Source organism: Anaerolineales bacterium (assembly GCA_030583885.1).
Taxonomy (GTDB): Bacteria; Chloroflexota; Anaerolineae; order Anaerolineales; family Villigracilaceae; genus Villigracilis.
The window spans coordinates 3,892,678-3,906,571 of sequence record CP129480.1 but is presented as its reverse complement, the minus strand read 5'-3'; the positions used below and the strand labels follow the sequence as shown (position 1 = coordinate 3,906,571).

The 13,894-nt window shown below is 55.3% G+C and carries 17 protein-coding genes and 1 tRNA gene; 6 read left to right on the top strand and 12 right to left on the bottom strand.

All coding sequences use genetic code 11. The features are described 5' to 3' along the window. Positions 1-9: 9 nt before the first annotated feature. The 6 genes from QY332_19610 (at position 10) to QY332_19585 (ending at position 4,889) form a co-directional block, all read left to right on the top strand. Complete coding sequence (locus tag QY332_19610; GenBank protein ID WKZ35823.1) at positions 10-456, top strand: hypothetical protein; 447 nt, start codon at positions 10-12, stop codon at positions 454-456. Between the two features lie 67 nt (positions 457-523). Further along, entirely contained in the window at positions 524-1,612 is a 1,089-nt protein-coding gene (locus QY332_19605; protein ID WKZ35822.1) for a hypothetical protein, read from the top strand. Between the two features lie 2 nt (positions 1,613-1,614). Further along, complete coding sequence (locus QY332_19600; GenBank protein WKZ35821.1) at positions 1,615-2,667, top strand: hypothetical protein; 1,053 nt, start codon at positions 1,615-1,617, stop codon at positions 2,665-2,667. Further along, on the top strand, positions 2,664-3,380 hold the full coding sequence (locus tag QY332_19595; protein WKZ35820.1) for a Type 1 glutamine amidotransferase-like domain-containing protein: 717 nt from the start codon (positions 2,664-2,666) through the stop codon (positions 3,378-3,380). The genes QY332_19600 and QY332_19595 overlap by 4 nt, the downstream gene beginning before the upstream one ends. 6 nt (positions 3,381-3,386) lie before the next feature. Further along, positions 3,387-4,388, top strand: a complete 1,002-nt coding sequence (locus QY332_19590; GenBank protein ID WKZ35819.1) for a M42 family metallopeptidase — start codon at positions 3,387-3,389, stop codon at positions 4,386-4,388. 30 nt (positions 4,389-4,418) lie between these two features. Then, positions 4,419-4,889 (top strand): hypothetical protein, encoded by a 471-nt coding sequence (locus QY332_19585; protein ID WKZ35818.1) that lies wholly within the window; start codon positions 4,419-4,421, stop codon positions 4,887-4,889. A gap of 40 nt (positions 4,890-4,929) precedes the next feature. Here the strand turns inward: QY332_19585 and QY332_19580 are convergent, their stop codons facing one another. The 12 genes from QY332_19580 to QY332_19525 form a co-directional block, all read right to left on the bottom strand. Beyond that, entirely contained in the window at positions 4,930-5,214 is a 285-nt protein-coding gene (locus QY332_19580) for a hypothetical protein (protein WKZ35817.1), read from the bottom strand. A 25-nt stretch (positions 5,215-5,239) separates the two neighbouring features. Next, positions 5,240-5,761: a DUF456 domain-containing protein gene (locus QY332_19575; GenBank protein ID WKZ35816.1), complete on the bottom strand. Its 522-nt coding sequence runs from the start codon at positions 5,759-5,761 to the stop codon at positions 5,240-5,242. A gap of 92 nt (positions 5,762-5,853) precedes the next feature. Beyond that, complete coding sequence (gene serS, locus QY332_19570; protein ID WKZ35815.1) at positions 5,854-7,131, bottom strand: serine--tRNA ligase; 1,278 nt, start codon at positions 7,129-7,131, stop codon at positions 5,854-5,856. 516 nt (positions 7,132-7,647) lie between these two features. Then, a tRNA-Glu gene (locus QY332_19565) sits at positions 7,648-7,720 on the bottom strand. 61 nt (positions 7,721-7,781) lie between these two features. Then, complete coding sequence (locus tag QY332_19560) at positions 7,782-8,330, bottom strand: hypothetical protein (GenBank protein WKZ35814.1); 549 nt, start codon at positions 8,328-8,330, stop codon at positions 7,782-7,784. A gap of 18 nt (positions 8,331-8,348) precedes the next feature. After that, positions 8,349-8,648, bottom strand: a complete 300-nt coding sequence (locus tag QY332_19555) for a YgiT-type zinc finger protein (protein ID WKZ35813.1) — start codon at positions 8,646-8,648, stop codon at positions 8,349-8,351. Between the two features lie 8 nt (positions 8,649-8,656). Further along, on the bottom strand, positions 8,657-9,244 hold the full coding sequence (lepB, locus tag QY332_19550; GenBank protein ID WKZ35812.1) for a signal peptidase I: 588 nt from the start codon (positions 9,242-9,244) through the stop codon (positions 8,657-8,659). Positions 9,245-9,302: 58 nt separating this feature from the next. Then, positions 9,303-10,022, bottom strand: a complete 720-nt coding sequence (locus tag QY332_19545) for a class I SAM-dependent methyltransferase (protein ID WKZ35811.1) — start codon at positions 10,020-10,022, stop codon at positions 9,303-9,305. Beyond that, positions 10,019-10,582 carry a protein-tyrosine phosphatase family protein gene (locus QY332_19540; GenBank protein WKZ35810.1) on the bottom strand — a complete coding sequence of 188 codons (564 nt, stop codon included), beginning with the start codon at positions 10,580-10,582 and terminating at the stop codon, positions 10,019-10,021. The genes QY332_19545 and QY332_19540 overlap by 4 nt, the downstream gene beginning before the upstream one ends. A gap of 14 nt (positions 10,583-10,596) precedes the next feature. After that, the gene (locus QY332_19535) at positions 10,597-11,634 is read right to left on the bottom strand and encodes a hypothetical protein (GenBank protein ID WKZ35809.1); all 1,038 of its coding nucleotides are present in this window, start codon (positions 11,632-11,634) and stop codon (positions 10,597-10,599) included. Positions 11,635-11,728: 94 nt separating this feature from the next. Further along, complete coding sequence (locus QY332_19530; protein WKZ35808.1) at positions 11,729-12,871, bottom strand: radical SAM protein; 1,143 nt, start codon at positions 12,869-12,871, stop codon at positions 11,729-11,731. A gap of 9 nt (positions 12,872-12,880) precedes the next feature. Continuing rightward, positions 12,881-13,885, bottom strand: a complete 1,005-nt coding sequence (locus tag QY332_19525; GenBank protein ID WKZ35807.1) for a hypothetical protein — start codon at positions 13,883-13,885, stop codon at positions 12,881-12,883. Positions 13,886-13,894 lie beyond the last annotated feature (9 nt).

Genomic DNA, 13,894 nt, shown 5'->3' with positions numbered 1-13,894 from the left:
CTAAGGTTAATGATGGATTATAATCGAAGCGTTATGCTGGATTCGGAGACACCCCGCGCACGCCGCCGCATGAGAATCCTTGCGGTCATCATCGCCACCATCCCCTGCTATTGCGCGGGATTTATCGCGCTTTCATTTGCCCCGGATACACGTGCAACCCCCACGGCTACCATCACCCAGACGGAAACGCCGACTCCCACGCTTACGGAAACCCCGCTCATTTTCACGGAAACCACCACGCCGACGGCCACTGAAACCCCCACGCCAACTGAAACGGAAACTCCAACCATTACAAACACACCTTTCCAGCCGGCTACGGATACGCCAACATTCACGCTGACACCCTCCCTGACGCCGACTTTCACGCCATCCCTTACCCCCAGCGTCACACTGACCTTCACTCCCACGCTGACTCCTCCCTTTACCGCCTCCCCTTCCATAACCGCCCTGCCCTAGCGGCTGCTCTCGAGAGACCTGCGTGGTTTCTCATCCTGTAGCGCATGAAAAACTTTCAGGTTAGAACATGAGCGATATTCTCCCATTTCTAAAATCAATAATCTCCGTCTCCGGTTTATCTGGATATGAAACCCCGGTTGCCGACCTGATCGAAAAGAAGTGGTCTCCGCTGGTGGATGAACTCACGCGAAGCAGACTCGGTTCGATTCATGGACTGAGAAAGGGGTCGCCAAAGAAAAACATTCACTCTGCTGACAAGTCCCCGCGCCCGTCCGTGCTTATTGCGACGCACATGGATGCGATCGGTTTAATGGTCTCGCGTATTGTGGACGGATTCCTATATGTCACAGCCATCGGCGCCGTGGATTCGCGCGTCCTGCCCGGCACGCCTGTTCTTGTCCATGCTTCGGGGAGCAGGGAGGATCTATATGGTGTGGTCGTCATGCCGCCTGCCAACCTCCTGCCCGATGGCGAGGGGCAGGGCGCGATGCCCCTGAAATACCTTATGGTGGATACGGGACTCACTCCCAGCCAGGTTTCGAAGCGGGTCAGGGTTGGGGACAGAGTCGCCTTTAACACAGAACCAGTTGAAATGTCTGCTGGATGCGTCAGCGGTCACACGCTGGATAACCGCGCATCCGTCGCTGCGCTGACGATCTGTCTTGAGGAATTGCAGGCCAAGTCGCATATCTGGGATGTATGGGCGCTGGCATCCGTCCAGGAGGAGGTCACGCTTGGCGGCGCACAAACATCCGCGTTTCAAATCAGACCCACCATTGCCGTTGCAGTGGACATGACCTTTGGCAAGGGGACGGGGTCGAGCGGGTATCAAACATTTGCGATTGGCAAGGGTGTGACACTGGGCATCAGCCCGATCATCCACCCGTTCCTATATCGGCGTTTTAAAGAAGTGGCCGAACGAATTGAAATACCCATGGCGGATGATTTGATGCCCGAGTATTCATCCACGGATGCGGACGCAATGCAGTTGGTTGCCGAAGGCATCCCGACGATGGTGATGGGCATTCCGCAGCGCTACATGCACACTCCCGTGGAGCTGGTGGCGATCAAGGACATTCAACGCGCAGGGCGCCTGCTGGCGGAATTTGTCGCTTCGCTCGAAGCGGATTTTATTGAAAAGATCGTTTGGGAATAACCATGTTATCCATTGGCAAACCACAGATCAACCTGCTTGAAAAATTATGCAATGCCATGGCCGTTTCCGGGGAGGAAGGGGAAGTGCGGCGGATTGTATTGGAGGAAGTGAAGCCGCACGCGGATGAAGTAAAGGTGGATGCGCTCGGAAGTGTGTTGGTGCGAAAAAAAGGTGCAGGTAAAAAACCCTTGCGCGTTTTGCTGGATGCCCACATGGACGAGGTTGGTTTCATGATCGTGGCGGATGACGGTGAAGGCTTCTTCCAGTTTGAAACCGTCGGCGGCATTGACCCGCGTCATTTGGCCGGCAAGCAGGTCATTGTCGGGAAGGACCATGTCGTCGGTGTGATCGGCGCGAAACCCATTCACATGACCACTGCGGAAGAGCGCGCAAGCGCCATTGAAGTGGACGCGATGCGCATTGACCTGGGTCCCGAGGGAAAAGCAAGCGTGGGCGACCGTGCCACCTTTGCAACAAAGTTCAGGATTTCGGGGCCATCCATCCTGTCCAAATCCATTGATGACCGCATTGGCGTGGCGATTCTGATCGAGCTGCTGAAGAATGCTCCGGGGAATATTGAATTATGCATGTCCTTCAGCGTGCAGGAGGAGATTGGATTACGCGGCGCAAAAGTGGCGGGATATTATTTCGACCCCGATCTTGCCATTGCGGTTGATTCGACCCCTTCACGCGACCTGCCGGATTTCGAAGGCAGGGAAAACTATACCTACAATACAAAGCTTGGGCTGGGCCCGGCCATTTACATGGCGAACTCATCCACCATTGACGATCCGCGGCTTGTCAAATTCCTTGAAGCCACAGCGCTTAAAAATAAAATTCCATATCAATTCCGTCAGCCGGGCGGGGGCGGGACAAACGCGGGCGCAATTCAACAATCCCGCGCAGGCGTGCCGGTCGTCTCGGTTTCCGTGCCGCACCGCTACACCCATTCGCCCATCAGTGTATCGCGCCTGGAGGATTGGAAGAATACGTTGAATTTATTGCACACGGCCTTGAAGAATATGACGCCGGATCTGTTAAAAAGAAAAACATGAACGGATTGATCGCTTTAGTAGGATCCGGTGAATATTTACCCGTGATGAATGACGTGGATGGTCACCTGCTTGCAAACAGCGGGGCGGATGGACGCAGGCCGCGCGTGGTCTGTCTGCCGACCGCGGCGGGGCGCGAAGGTGATGCAAGTATCACCCGCTGGTCCAACATGGGTGTGGATCATTTCACCCGCCTCGGCGCGGACGTTCGGGCTGTTCCTGTCATCGATGCAGAATCCGCCAACGATGCGGAGCATGCTGCGGCGGTGGAGGAGGCGGATGTCGTCTATTTTTCGGGCGGCGATCCTGCCTATCTCCATCAAACCATGCAGGATAGCCTGGTGTGGCGATCCGCGCAAAAAGTGTGGGGGCGCGGCGGCGTGTATGCGGGCTGTTCGGCAGGCGCAATGATCCTGGCCAGGGAAATCCCTGATTTTCGCGCGCTGGGCCTGCGTTCCATACCCGTTTTCGGGATCATGCCGGTTGCAATCATCATCCCGCATTTTGACGCATTTCCGGTGCTATGGAAACCGCTCCTGTTCGCCTTGCGCAAACGACTGCAGGTCGGTGAGGCGCTGCTGGGGATTGACGAAGACACTGCGGTGGTTGGAACGCTTGGCGGCGGATGGACCGTGATTGGAAAATCGAAGGCGCATCTATTTACAAAAGACGGCGATACAAGTTATGTTGCCGGCGAAATTTTTTCATTAGGATGATATTCAATGAAGCAATTGCTCAAAACGCTTGCTGAAACATTTGGCCCCTCGGGCTATGAAGATGAAATCCGTAAGGTGGTGATGAAGGAGGTTAAGCCGCTTGCCGATGAAGTGCGCGTGGATGCGCTGGGTAATTTGATCGTGCGCAGGAAACCTGTGAAGAATTCCAAAAATCCGAAGCGGATCATGCTTGCTGCGCACATGGACGAGATCGGTGTCATTGCCAGTCATATTGACCGGAAAGGATTTGTGCGTTTTACCAGCGTGGGCGGGACATTCGGCAGGTACACACTCGGTGCACGTGTCCGCTTTATGAATGGAGTGACGGGCGTGGTTGGGTATGACCGTCTTGAAAAGGCAGACAATGCCGTGCCGATCAATAAAATGTATATCGATGTGGGTGCAACCAAAAAGGAGGATTGCCCCATCAAGGTCGGTGACTTTGCCGCCTTTGAAAGATCGTACATGGAAATGGGGGACCGCCTGGTCGCCAAATCGATGGATGACCGCACAGGTGTGGCGGTATTGATTGAGACGCTGCGCCGAATTGTATCCACACCGAACGACCTGTATTTTGTCTTTACCACGCAGGAGGAGGTCGGTGTGCGCGGTGCAGGCGCGGCAGCGTATGGCATTGATCCCGAGATCGGAATTGCGGTCGATGTGACCGCCACAGGTGACACGCCCGCCTCCCTCAAGGTGGCGATGGAGCTTGGCAGGGGTCCCTGCGTGAAATTCCGCGACCCTGGCATGTTGTCCGACCCGCGCGTTGTGGATTGGATGATAACCACAGCGGAGAAAGCGAGGATCCCCTACCAGCGCGAGGTACTGTTGGTCGGCAGCACCGATGCGCGCGAGATTCAAATTTCCCGCGCAGGCGTGATTACCGGCGCACTATCAATCCCATGCCGCTACGTTCACTCGGCTTCTGAGATGGTGGATTACAATGATCTGAAGAATTCGGTGAAACTTCTTACAGCCATGCTGGGCAAGGCTGTTCCTTTTTAATTGACCGTAAAGATTTACGAAGGAGTAACCATGGGAGATTACAACCGTGCCACCATGGAAATAACCCTCCAAGGGATGTCGCCCGAAATGAAAGCGGCAGCTGACAAGCACATCGAGCAATATGAGCTTGGGTCAATCCTGGACGATGCAATCATGTGCGTGGAAGCCGCTTCGGTGAAGATCAAAAAGGGAGTATTTGCGGGGCCGGGTGCAAAAACCGTGAACATGGTGCTCATCCTTACCCAGCGCTGGCTGGTACAGATCATCAAATCGGACAACGAGCCTGCATTGGCCCGCTCGGCTCAATTGACGGATATCACTGTGGAAGATTATGAGAATAGCCAGTTTTACTCGATGATCCCCGATACGGGCGTTAACGTCTCGGGCAGGTTTACGGATGCACCCGAAAACTCCATGTCATTTATTGGGTTGGGGAAGGATGCGGCGGGAGAGAGGTTCAAATCCGCGCTGATCGAGGCGGCGCGGAATGTAAAGAAATGATAAAAAACGGAAGTCGTTTGACCGACTTCCGTTTTTTATCCTACTTCTTCGCCTCTTCCCCATCCCCTTCCTTCTTTGTGGAAAAAGCCATGAGCAAAGCCGCGCCCGCGCCGAGGGCGAACATACCCATCGAGCCTGCGCTCGAATAATTTGTCAGCCCGACGAGCAGGCCGAAGAAACCGACCGCCAGTGCGATCTGCACCTGCCAGGCGGCTTTTTTGTAGGCATCCATGGTGAAGCGCCCCACGCCGAATCCCAGCAGGGCAAAGCCCAGCGCGCGGACCACAAAACCGATCACGGAAAGAACTTCAGTAAAGGTACCCATTTTCATCTCCTGTTTGTCGTTATATTTACAGCCATGCCCAAAGCATCCAGAGCACGGTCATGATAACACCGATTCCCATTCTAGCTGCAATGGCCCAGCCCCAGCCCGTCATCCACGCCCGCGTATTGGCAAGCGCGGCCGGCCTGTCCCTTAAACGCCGCCACTCTGCAAGGAACAACCCGGCCGGCGCGGCCACCATCCCGCCCAGCGGGGTGAAGATGATGCTGACGATGATGCCGGCCGCGAAGGCCCACAGGATCGAACTCCAGGGCACATCCTTGTCGCGCACATGCTTGGCAATGATGATGTTGTCTATGATGTTGCCGCCGATCATTAACAGGGTGATGACCGTGAAAAGCACCCAGTCGACCCAGGTCATTTTGTCGTTTGCCGCCTGCACAACCGCATAGACCAGCGTCCCGAGCCACATGATGGTCAGACCGGGGAAGATCGGGATCAACAAACCGGCCAGGCCCGCCAATAACACGAACAGGGTCAGTGCTTCCAAAGCCACCTGCCCCAAAAACTCCCAAGAAATGGGATCCATTGTTATCAGATCTCCTTGTTTAAATACGACATCGGAAGCAAGTATAACTCCCGATATCATGTACGGATAAGAATCCCGAAAGTTTTACAGGGTCAGGGTTTGATAACCTCGATGCCGCCCATCCACGGGCGCAGGATTTCGGGAACGATGATCGAACCGTCGGCCTGCTGATAGTTTTCCATCACAGCGATAAGCGTGCGCGGCAGACCCAGACCTGAGCCGTTCAGGGTGTGCAGGAATTTTACCCTGCCGCCGTCCGCGGGACGATATTTGATATTCGCGCGGCGTGCCTGAAAATCGGTGACGTTGGAAACGGACGAAACCTCAAGCCACTCGTCACAACCGGGTGCCCAGAGTTCAAGGTCGTAGGTCATTGCAGCGCCGAAGCCGAGATCGCCGCTGCAAAGCTGCTTGACGCGATAGGGAATGCCAAGCACGGCGCAGGTTTCCTCCGCATCCTTCAGCATCTTTTGGTGCATGGCTTCCGAATCTTCGGGCCTGCAATAAATATACATTTCTACTTTGTCGAATTGATGTCCGCGTTTGATGCCGCGCACATCGCGTCCCGCGCTCATCTTTTCACGGCGGAAACAGGGCGTGTAGGCCGTATACAGTTTCGGCAGTGCGGCTTCTTCGATGATCTCGTCCATATGCAAACCCGTCAGCGGGATTTCCGCCGTCGGCACAAAATACAGGTCCTCTTCGTGGTCCTTGTATAGATTATCCGCAAACTTGGGCAATTGACCCGCGCCATATACAGCCGCCGTCTTCACCATGAACGGCAGATATTCCTCCTGATAGCCCTGTCCCTGGCTGGTATGCAGGTCGAGCATCCATGCGATCAAGGCGCGCTGCAGACGTGCGCCTGCTCCCTGCAAGACGTAAAAGCGGGAGCCGGTCAATTTTGAGCCGCGTTCAAAATCAATGATGCCAAGAGCAGGCCCGAGGTCCCAGTGAGGAAGCGGGGTGAAATCGAATTTGCGTGGTTCGCCGATCGTGCGCAATACCACGTTTTCGTCTTCACTTTTTCCGTATGGAGTCCGTTTGTCGGGAATATTTGGCAGCGTGGATGTCAGCCCGTTCAGTTCGGATTCGACTTCCGCGACCTGGCTGTCCAACTCTGCAATTTTGTCGCCGACGACGCGCATCGCCTCGATCTTCGCCCCGCGGGCTGCCGCCTCTTTCATTTGCCCGATCTCCCTTGAGACGGCGTTCCGTTCGGCTTTGAGCGTCTCCACCTGACCGAGCAGGGTACGTCGTTTTTCGTCCAACTGCAGGATCGAATCCACAGGGGAGGCGTCCATCTGGCGGTCTTTCAGCGCCTTGCGGACAACCTCAGGTGTCTCACGAATTAAATTGATATCCAGCATATTGCACCTCCGTGTGCAGGGATAAAAATACGCCCCGGTCCATTTGCAGGACGAAGGGGCGTTTCGTGGTGCCACCTGCTTTTACCCCCAGCGCTCCTTCGGAGCACCTGCCTCATGTTCGCGAAAATGGGGCAGGCCGGGCGGGGGCCTCGGAGTGTACTGTAACGGGTACTGCCCGATTCTCTTATGGCATGTGCCTGTGCGAGAATGACCTTGTCCTTGATGCCGCACGCGCTGTAAGGACGAACGAAGGGGATTTCATCATCTGGCTGATCGTCTCGCACTGGCCGACGACTCTCTGAACAGGTGCATGAGTACTTGTCTTCGCGCGGGTCTACTTATGTGCGATTATACGCAACATGGTTATTATGTCAATGTTATCTTATGAAAGAAGAAAGAGCCACCCATTGATGACTCTTTTTGCCTGGTGCCCCCACGGAGATTCGAATAGCATCCCCTTGTGGGGACTCTGGTTTTAAAAAATATAAAGAGCCACCTATCGTGACTTCTTTTTTGTGCCCCCACGGAGATTCGAACTCCGGTTTTATCCTTGAAAGGGATGCGTCCTGGTCCTCTAGACGATGGGGGCTCTATTTTTAGAGCGGGCGAATTCTATCATCCCCTCCCATGTCAGTCAAGCGATTTACCTGTTAATTTTCTGGTTTTAAGCGCTGGTTCAGCAATGCCATCAGGTCAACCCTCCTGCGGTTGACCAGAATGCCGGCACTTTCGACGCGCAGGTTTGGGATGAGGATGGCCGTCAGTTTGGCATTGAACAACGGGATAAAATCACGCGAGCCGTCCGTCATCAATGCGGTGAAGTCAAAGCGCCCCGGCAGTTCCATGGTGCCTTCCACTTCGAAGATCTGCGTGGCGATTCGCACAGGGTATTCCACGATGTTTGCATACCCGCCGCGCACCAGGGCGTGGGGTCCGAGGTCCTCGCGGCGCGCCATGCAGACTGCGTGCATCTGCCTCTTCATCATCTGCACAAGTTCAAAATGGTCGACAAGTTTTGTGGGCATATGCAGGCGCGCCGTGCGCGCATCGTTCACGTCCACAGTGGAGTGCGTGGGGTCATTTAACATCCCCATGGCGCCCTGGCTGGTGACCATGATCTTGCCAACCACACGATAGCCGGAGGTTAAAATATCGGCTGGAAGGAAGCGGTGGGTGCGCGGGGATGAATCGAGGGACACGTGTGGAATCCTGTTCGATTAAGAGTCAAGCAGGGGCCGGCTTGCCCCGCTGTGGGGTCTGGGGGGAGGCGGCCTGCGACGCTGGTTCGTGGTCGGTTTGCCGGCGTTCGGGTCCAGGATCATGTTCAGCCACTGGACCGCTTTTTCGTCATATTCGCGCCTGCCGCACAGGTCACAGATCCAGGCGGGGAAGTGCGGCACCGTGATCAACTCCTCACCGAGCCAGGTGAAGTATGTGATGCGGCGCGGCAGCATTACGCCTGCATGACATTCATTGCATGGGATGTCGGATGGGTTTAAGTGTTCCATATTGCTCATATAAATTCCTAATGCGAGGCAAGCGCTTCCGTATGTTCGAGCAGACTCCACATGGGCGGAGGCCAGTAGATCAATACCGCCTTGCCGACCATGTTTTCGCGGGGCAGAAATCCCCAATCCTTCGAGTCGTTCGAGTTGTTGCGATTATCGCCCAAAACAAAAAGAGTACCTTCCTCAACCGTCCATTGACCGGAGTACAAGGGCGCCTGCGCGATGTACGCTTCGTTGAGCATTTGCCCGTTCACGAACACCTGGTTATTTTCCACCAGCACGCGGTCACCGGGCAGGCCGATCACGCGTTTGATCAACTCCTCGCTCGGGTTCAATGGAAAGTGGAACACAATAATATCACCGCGTTCCACCTCGCCGAAACGATAGCTCATTTTATTTACCAGCACGAACTCGCCATCTTCCAGCGTGGGGCGCATGCTAAACCCGTCCACGCGGACACGGGCAGAGACCAGGTTGATGCCTACAAATAGAACAACAGCCAAAACAAGCGTTTCGATAATATCCAGCACAAACCGCCCCCAGTTCGTTTTTTCCTCTGTAGCTTCACCTTTTTCAATTCCAGCTTCCTGTTCCAACGTTTCCAAACGGCCTCCAAATCACTGTGTAAAATTATACTTCCATTTCTTCGAAGTTCGCCGGCAATTAACTCCTGCCCCACGCAAAAAAAGTGGGGACGTGCAGCACGCGTTCGCCGCTCTTGCGGGCCTGTTCATCCAATCTCTTCATTCTTTGGATTTCCCCGCCCGGGACGGAATCAGCCAGATCAGCTTCGATCACCGCCCATTCATTTTCCCACTCCGCGGCGGAACGCTTCTCATCCGCGCTTTGAATGGGTCCTGTTTCAATTAACCTGATTCCCGCCCGATGAAAGGTCTCTGCGAGCCGTGCGCCGAAGGCCGGGTCCGCTCCCTGCCGTATCAATGACTCGGCCTGCCACCTGCCGAGCGGCTTGAGTGCGGCGGGTTCGTCCACGCGCCGGCTGTAATCGGGTTCTGCCAGGGCCAACACGGTCTTCCCAACCCGCGCCATTTCGCGCAGAACCTGCAATGGATCGTTCACCCAAAGCAGGAGGAAGTGGCAATAGACGATGTCGAAGGAGCGGCCTGGGTATGGCAGGGAGTGCGCGTCGCCGTGTGTCAGCAAGGCCGCCGGGGCGTGGATTCTGCATTCAGCGAGCGAGGCAGGTTCAATGTCCAGACCGTGAAGCGGAGCGGAGGAATGGATCCCGCGCAGGATTGCGCCGGTGCCGCATCCCACTTCGAGTACACGGTTCGCGTTTGAAAGCCCCGCCTTTTCAAAGAGATAGGCACACAGGTCCTGCGTCCATGCAGCTTGCTGGAGGTAACGCGCGTGCCAGTTCATCCTTCGCAATAACGGGATTTGTGGACGGAGGGTGGCTCCTCCCACCAGTTGCGGACGAAATCGAATTGCGCTGGAGTTTCAGGGGAGGTCATATGAAAATAACCTGGCGGGCGTGTGCTGAACAATTCGGCCACGCGTGAAAGGGCTTCATCCGCCTGATGGCCGTGCCGAATTAGATAGCATGCCACCGTGATCCCCGTGCGCCCAATTCCACCCCAGCAGTGTACATAAACGGGGCTGTCATAATGGATCGCATCGTCAATCAGATTGAGAATATCCGTCATCGTTTTCGATGAGGGAATGCCGTGATCACGGATGGCGAAGCGATGATAGGAGAATTTGAGATCGTGGATGCGCGCCTGTTCCTTCAGGATGGGTTCGTAGGGGACGAGTTCATGCGGATGGGTCAGGTCAATGAAGGTGCGGATGCCTGCTTCGAGAAAAGATTCGATGCGGCGGCGCGCGGTTTCAGGATCCTGGCTTCCGGGATATTCTCCCGCGAGGAAACGATTTTCTTCAACCCAGTAGGATTCGGGAATGGGCAGGTTCGTTGTCGGCATTCTATTGCGGTCAATTATTGCGGAAAGGATGCGCACATATTGTTCAGGATGGTTGCACGCAAGGCAACGAGTTCAGGGTATTGATGGAAAAACAGGATTTTCTCCTCGGCAATGGTATCGCCGGCAGGTTTGGGGCTGAAGACAAAGAAGGTAAAGGCTTCCGCGATGTCCTCCTCAGGGTTGGTGGCTGCGTAGCTGGTGACAAAGCGGTCTTCGTACCGGCTGTAGAACTCATCCACTAATTCGGTGCGGGAATCCTCATCCTCTTCGAGGTTGATCGGATCCCATTCTTCGCGGAGTTCATCCCAGAATTCATAATAAAAATCGTCAATGTAGGAATCTGCATTTGCACAACCTTCACCGGGGAAGTAGTCCGGGCATGCGGATACTTCTTTAAGGTAAATATTGTTGTCATCCGGGTTGTTGAATACAGCCAGGCTGGGCGTGACCTGATCAGGTCCGAGAGTGAGCAGATGGGCAAATTCGTGTACGAGGGTATAGGTCAGTTCATGGTAGTCGGCCGTGTCGGCAATATCCACGTGCAGAACCCACAGGCTGGGGTCGTAGGTAGTTTGGGATACCGAGGCTAATGTGCCGCCCTGTCCATCGGTGGTGATGGCGTATTCGGCGATGCTTACACGCTGTTCCATGGGGATAAGAGCCAGGAAATATTCCCAGAGTTGTTGATGGGTTTCGGCATCCTCCTGCGCGTCCTGCAGATCGGCGGGGACGTCTTCATATACGGGTTCGAAGATCTCCTCACCTTCCACGGTATAGATGACAATAACCAGTTCTTCATCCCGCAGGTCTTCGACACCCTCACCGCCTGAAACAGCGAGCTCGATGATCTGGCCTGTAATGACGGGGCAGGAAGCCTGCTGCATGGCCCCTTCAGAAGACGGTTCTATATTGATGGCATCTTCGGGATCTTCAGCCTCGATGCTTTCGTAGTATTCGGCTTCGGGAAATTCATCCTCAAAAAATATGTCACATCCCGCTGTTATTACTGCGAGAACAAGACTTGCAAGTATTATTCTTAAGATCGGTTTCATTCGGCATCCTTGTTAAATTTTTCGGCAAGGATACCATAGAGTTGTTGGCTGAAAGGCGGGCGCCGGTCGGTTGTAGACGGGGTGTAAACTCAGCCTACCCGTTTCTCGAAATCTCCTCCCAGCCATCTCTCAGGAAGTTGCCGAGGATCTTGTCCGCTTCCCCCTGCGCGGGGAGGACGTCGCCGTCGGGTTCGATGTACATCCACGTTTTGCCGGCGCCTGCGGGAACTTCGTCGTCCACGGTTTCGAGGGTGATGGGGTTGGCGGCGGAATACGGCACGGGCAGGTCCCAGCGGAGGGTGAGCCCCAGTCTTTGGGCGGCGCCTTGTAATTCGAGCAGTTCATCCACCAGGCTGTTTTCCGCGGCGCTGAGGGAGATGTTTTCCACGCCGAGGCCGGAAAGCTTTTCCAGAATGGCCTCGGCCTGTTTTAGGTTCCCTTTCTCGATGGTGAGATGGACGGTGATGAAAATATCCTGCGGGACGATGGTCTCGACGGCTTTCCATGAAAGCGGTTCGTCGGGTTGCAGGACGAGCAGGATGTGGTCGAGCCCGGTTTGCAGGAGCGTTTCGAGGTATTCCTTTTCGGCAAGTTTCAAGCCATCGGTCAATAAGCCGCAGACCTGTCCATTCTTTTCGGCGTGCGCGATGAGCTGCGGCAGGTCTGCACGCAGGGTCGCTTCGCCGCCGGTGAAGATGAGGTGCGGGATGCCCGCCTGCCAGGCTTTGTCTATGATGGCCTGCCATTCAGCGGTGGTCAATTCACGGTCCACGCGTTTGACGGGGGCGTGCTTGGTATGATCCCCTTCGGGCAGGCGGTAGGTGAGGGCGCAGTCCAGCCGCAGCGTGGAATCCGCTGTGTGGGGCTGGGCCCGCTCAAAGTCCAGGTAGGAGGCGGGGTCCAGGTCAGGAGTGGAGATCAGAGTGTGAATCTGTTCCGCAAAATTGGTGAAGTCTATGAGGGCCTCCTTCCATTTGATGTTATAGCGGGAGGCAACCTCTTTGGCGGCGTCTTCGGGCGGCGTGCCTTTGATGAAGTGAAAGGCATATTCGGCGGCGGTGGGATTGAGCTGCAGGACGGTGGAGGCATTGAGGATGAGAATGCCGGAGCCGTCGTGCCGCAGGCGCAGGTGCAGGCGGTAGGGTTTTTCATCTTCAAGAGCCTGCATGTGATGCGTGCCGGCCGGCAGCGGCGTGACCTTTGCAAACCGGTTGGTGATGCGTTGGAGCATGTTCATGTGATTCTCCTATTGGCTGAGCCAGCCCATATCGGCAAGGAAAAGATAGAGATAGCCAAACAGCATGATCATATACATTGCCATTTCGACACGTCCCCAAATTCTTTCGAGGGAGAGCGAAAAATTATCCTTGATGGTGCCAACAATGCCTTCCAGATTGTCGAGCTTGCTGCGCAGGTTATCCTTCCAGTCCTTGAGATACAGTTCGCTTTGGATGGCTTCATATAATTTTGCCGAGTACCAATCACCGATGAGCAGCAGGTTCTGTTCGACACGCTCGAAGTCGATCATCACTTCCAGTTTGTGCTCGGCGATCTTGCGGACGACGCTGGTTGTCAGGCGCGGGCGTCCTTTATCCTTGAAAAACGTCTCGCTGATCGAGTCGAGCATGGCTTCGATGGACTGGTCCAACATGCGGTAGCGCAGGAGTTGGTAATTGCCAATTTTCAGCAGGGCGATATCCGAGTCGTAATCATCGTTGGGCGCGATGATGACTGCGCCCTCCCAGTCCACCACGGTCATATCGCCGGCGGAATATTGTGTGCGCGAGACCAGGATATCGGTGATCTCGGCCGGGTCGAGCGTTTCGCGCTGCGAGCGGATGAACTTGGCAAGCGCAGCAGCGTTCTTCCCGACCCATTTTTCGGGTGCAGGTTTCACCCTGGACGCCAGCAGGATGGTGTAGTCTTCGAACAGTCCGCTGGCACGGATCGATTCGGGCACATATTTGCTCTGCAGCGCGGCCTGGATTTTCATCCGCAACTGCAGGACGGACGATGCGAACGGGTCGTCCAGGTCGAAGCGGCATTCGATCATCTGCGCGCACCTGTCGTACCGTTGCCGGCTGACGGCCACCGCATAGCCTTCGATGACCACCGTTTCCTCGCCGAGGCTGACGAGGTCGATATCAACGGGCTGGAAGTAAGGCGCATCCTTTGAGACTTTGAGCTGTTCGGGCGCGGGCGCCCTGCCTTCGTCTGAATCAGGGAACGCGATCAGGTAGCAGATTTGCATAAGATGATT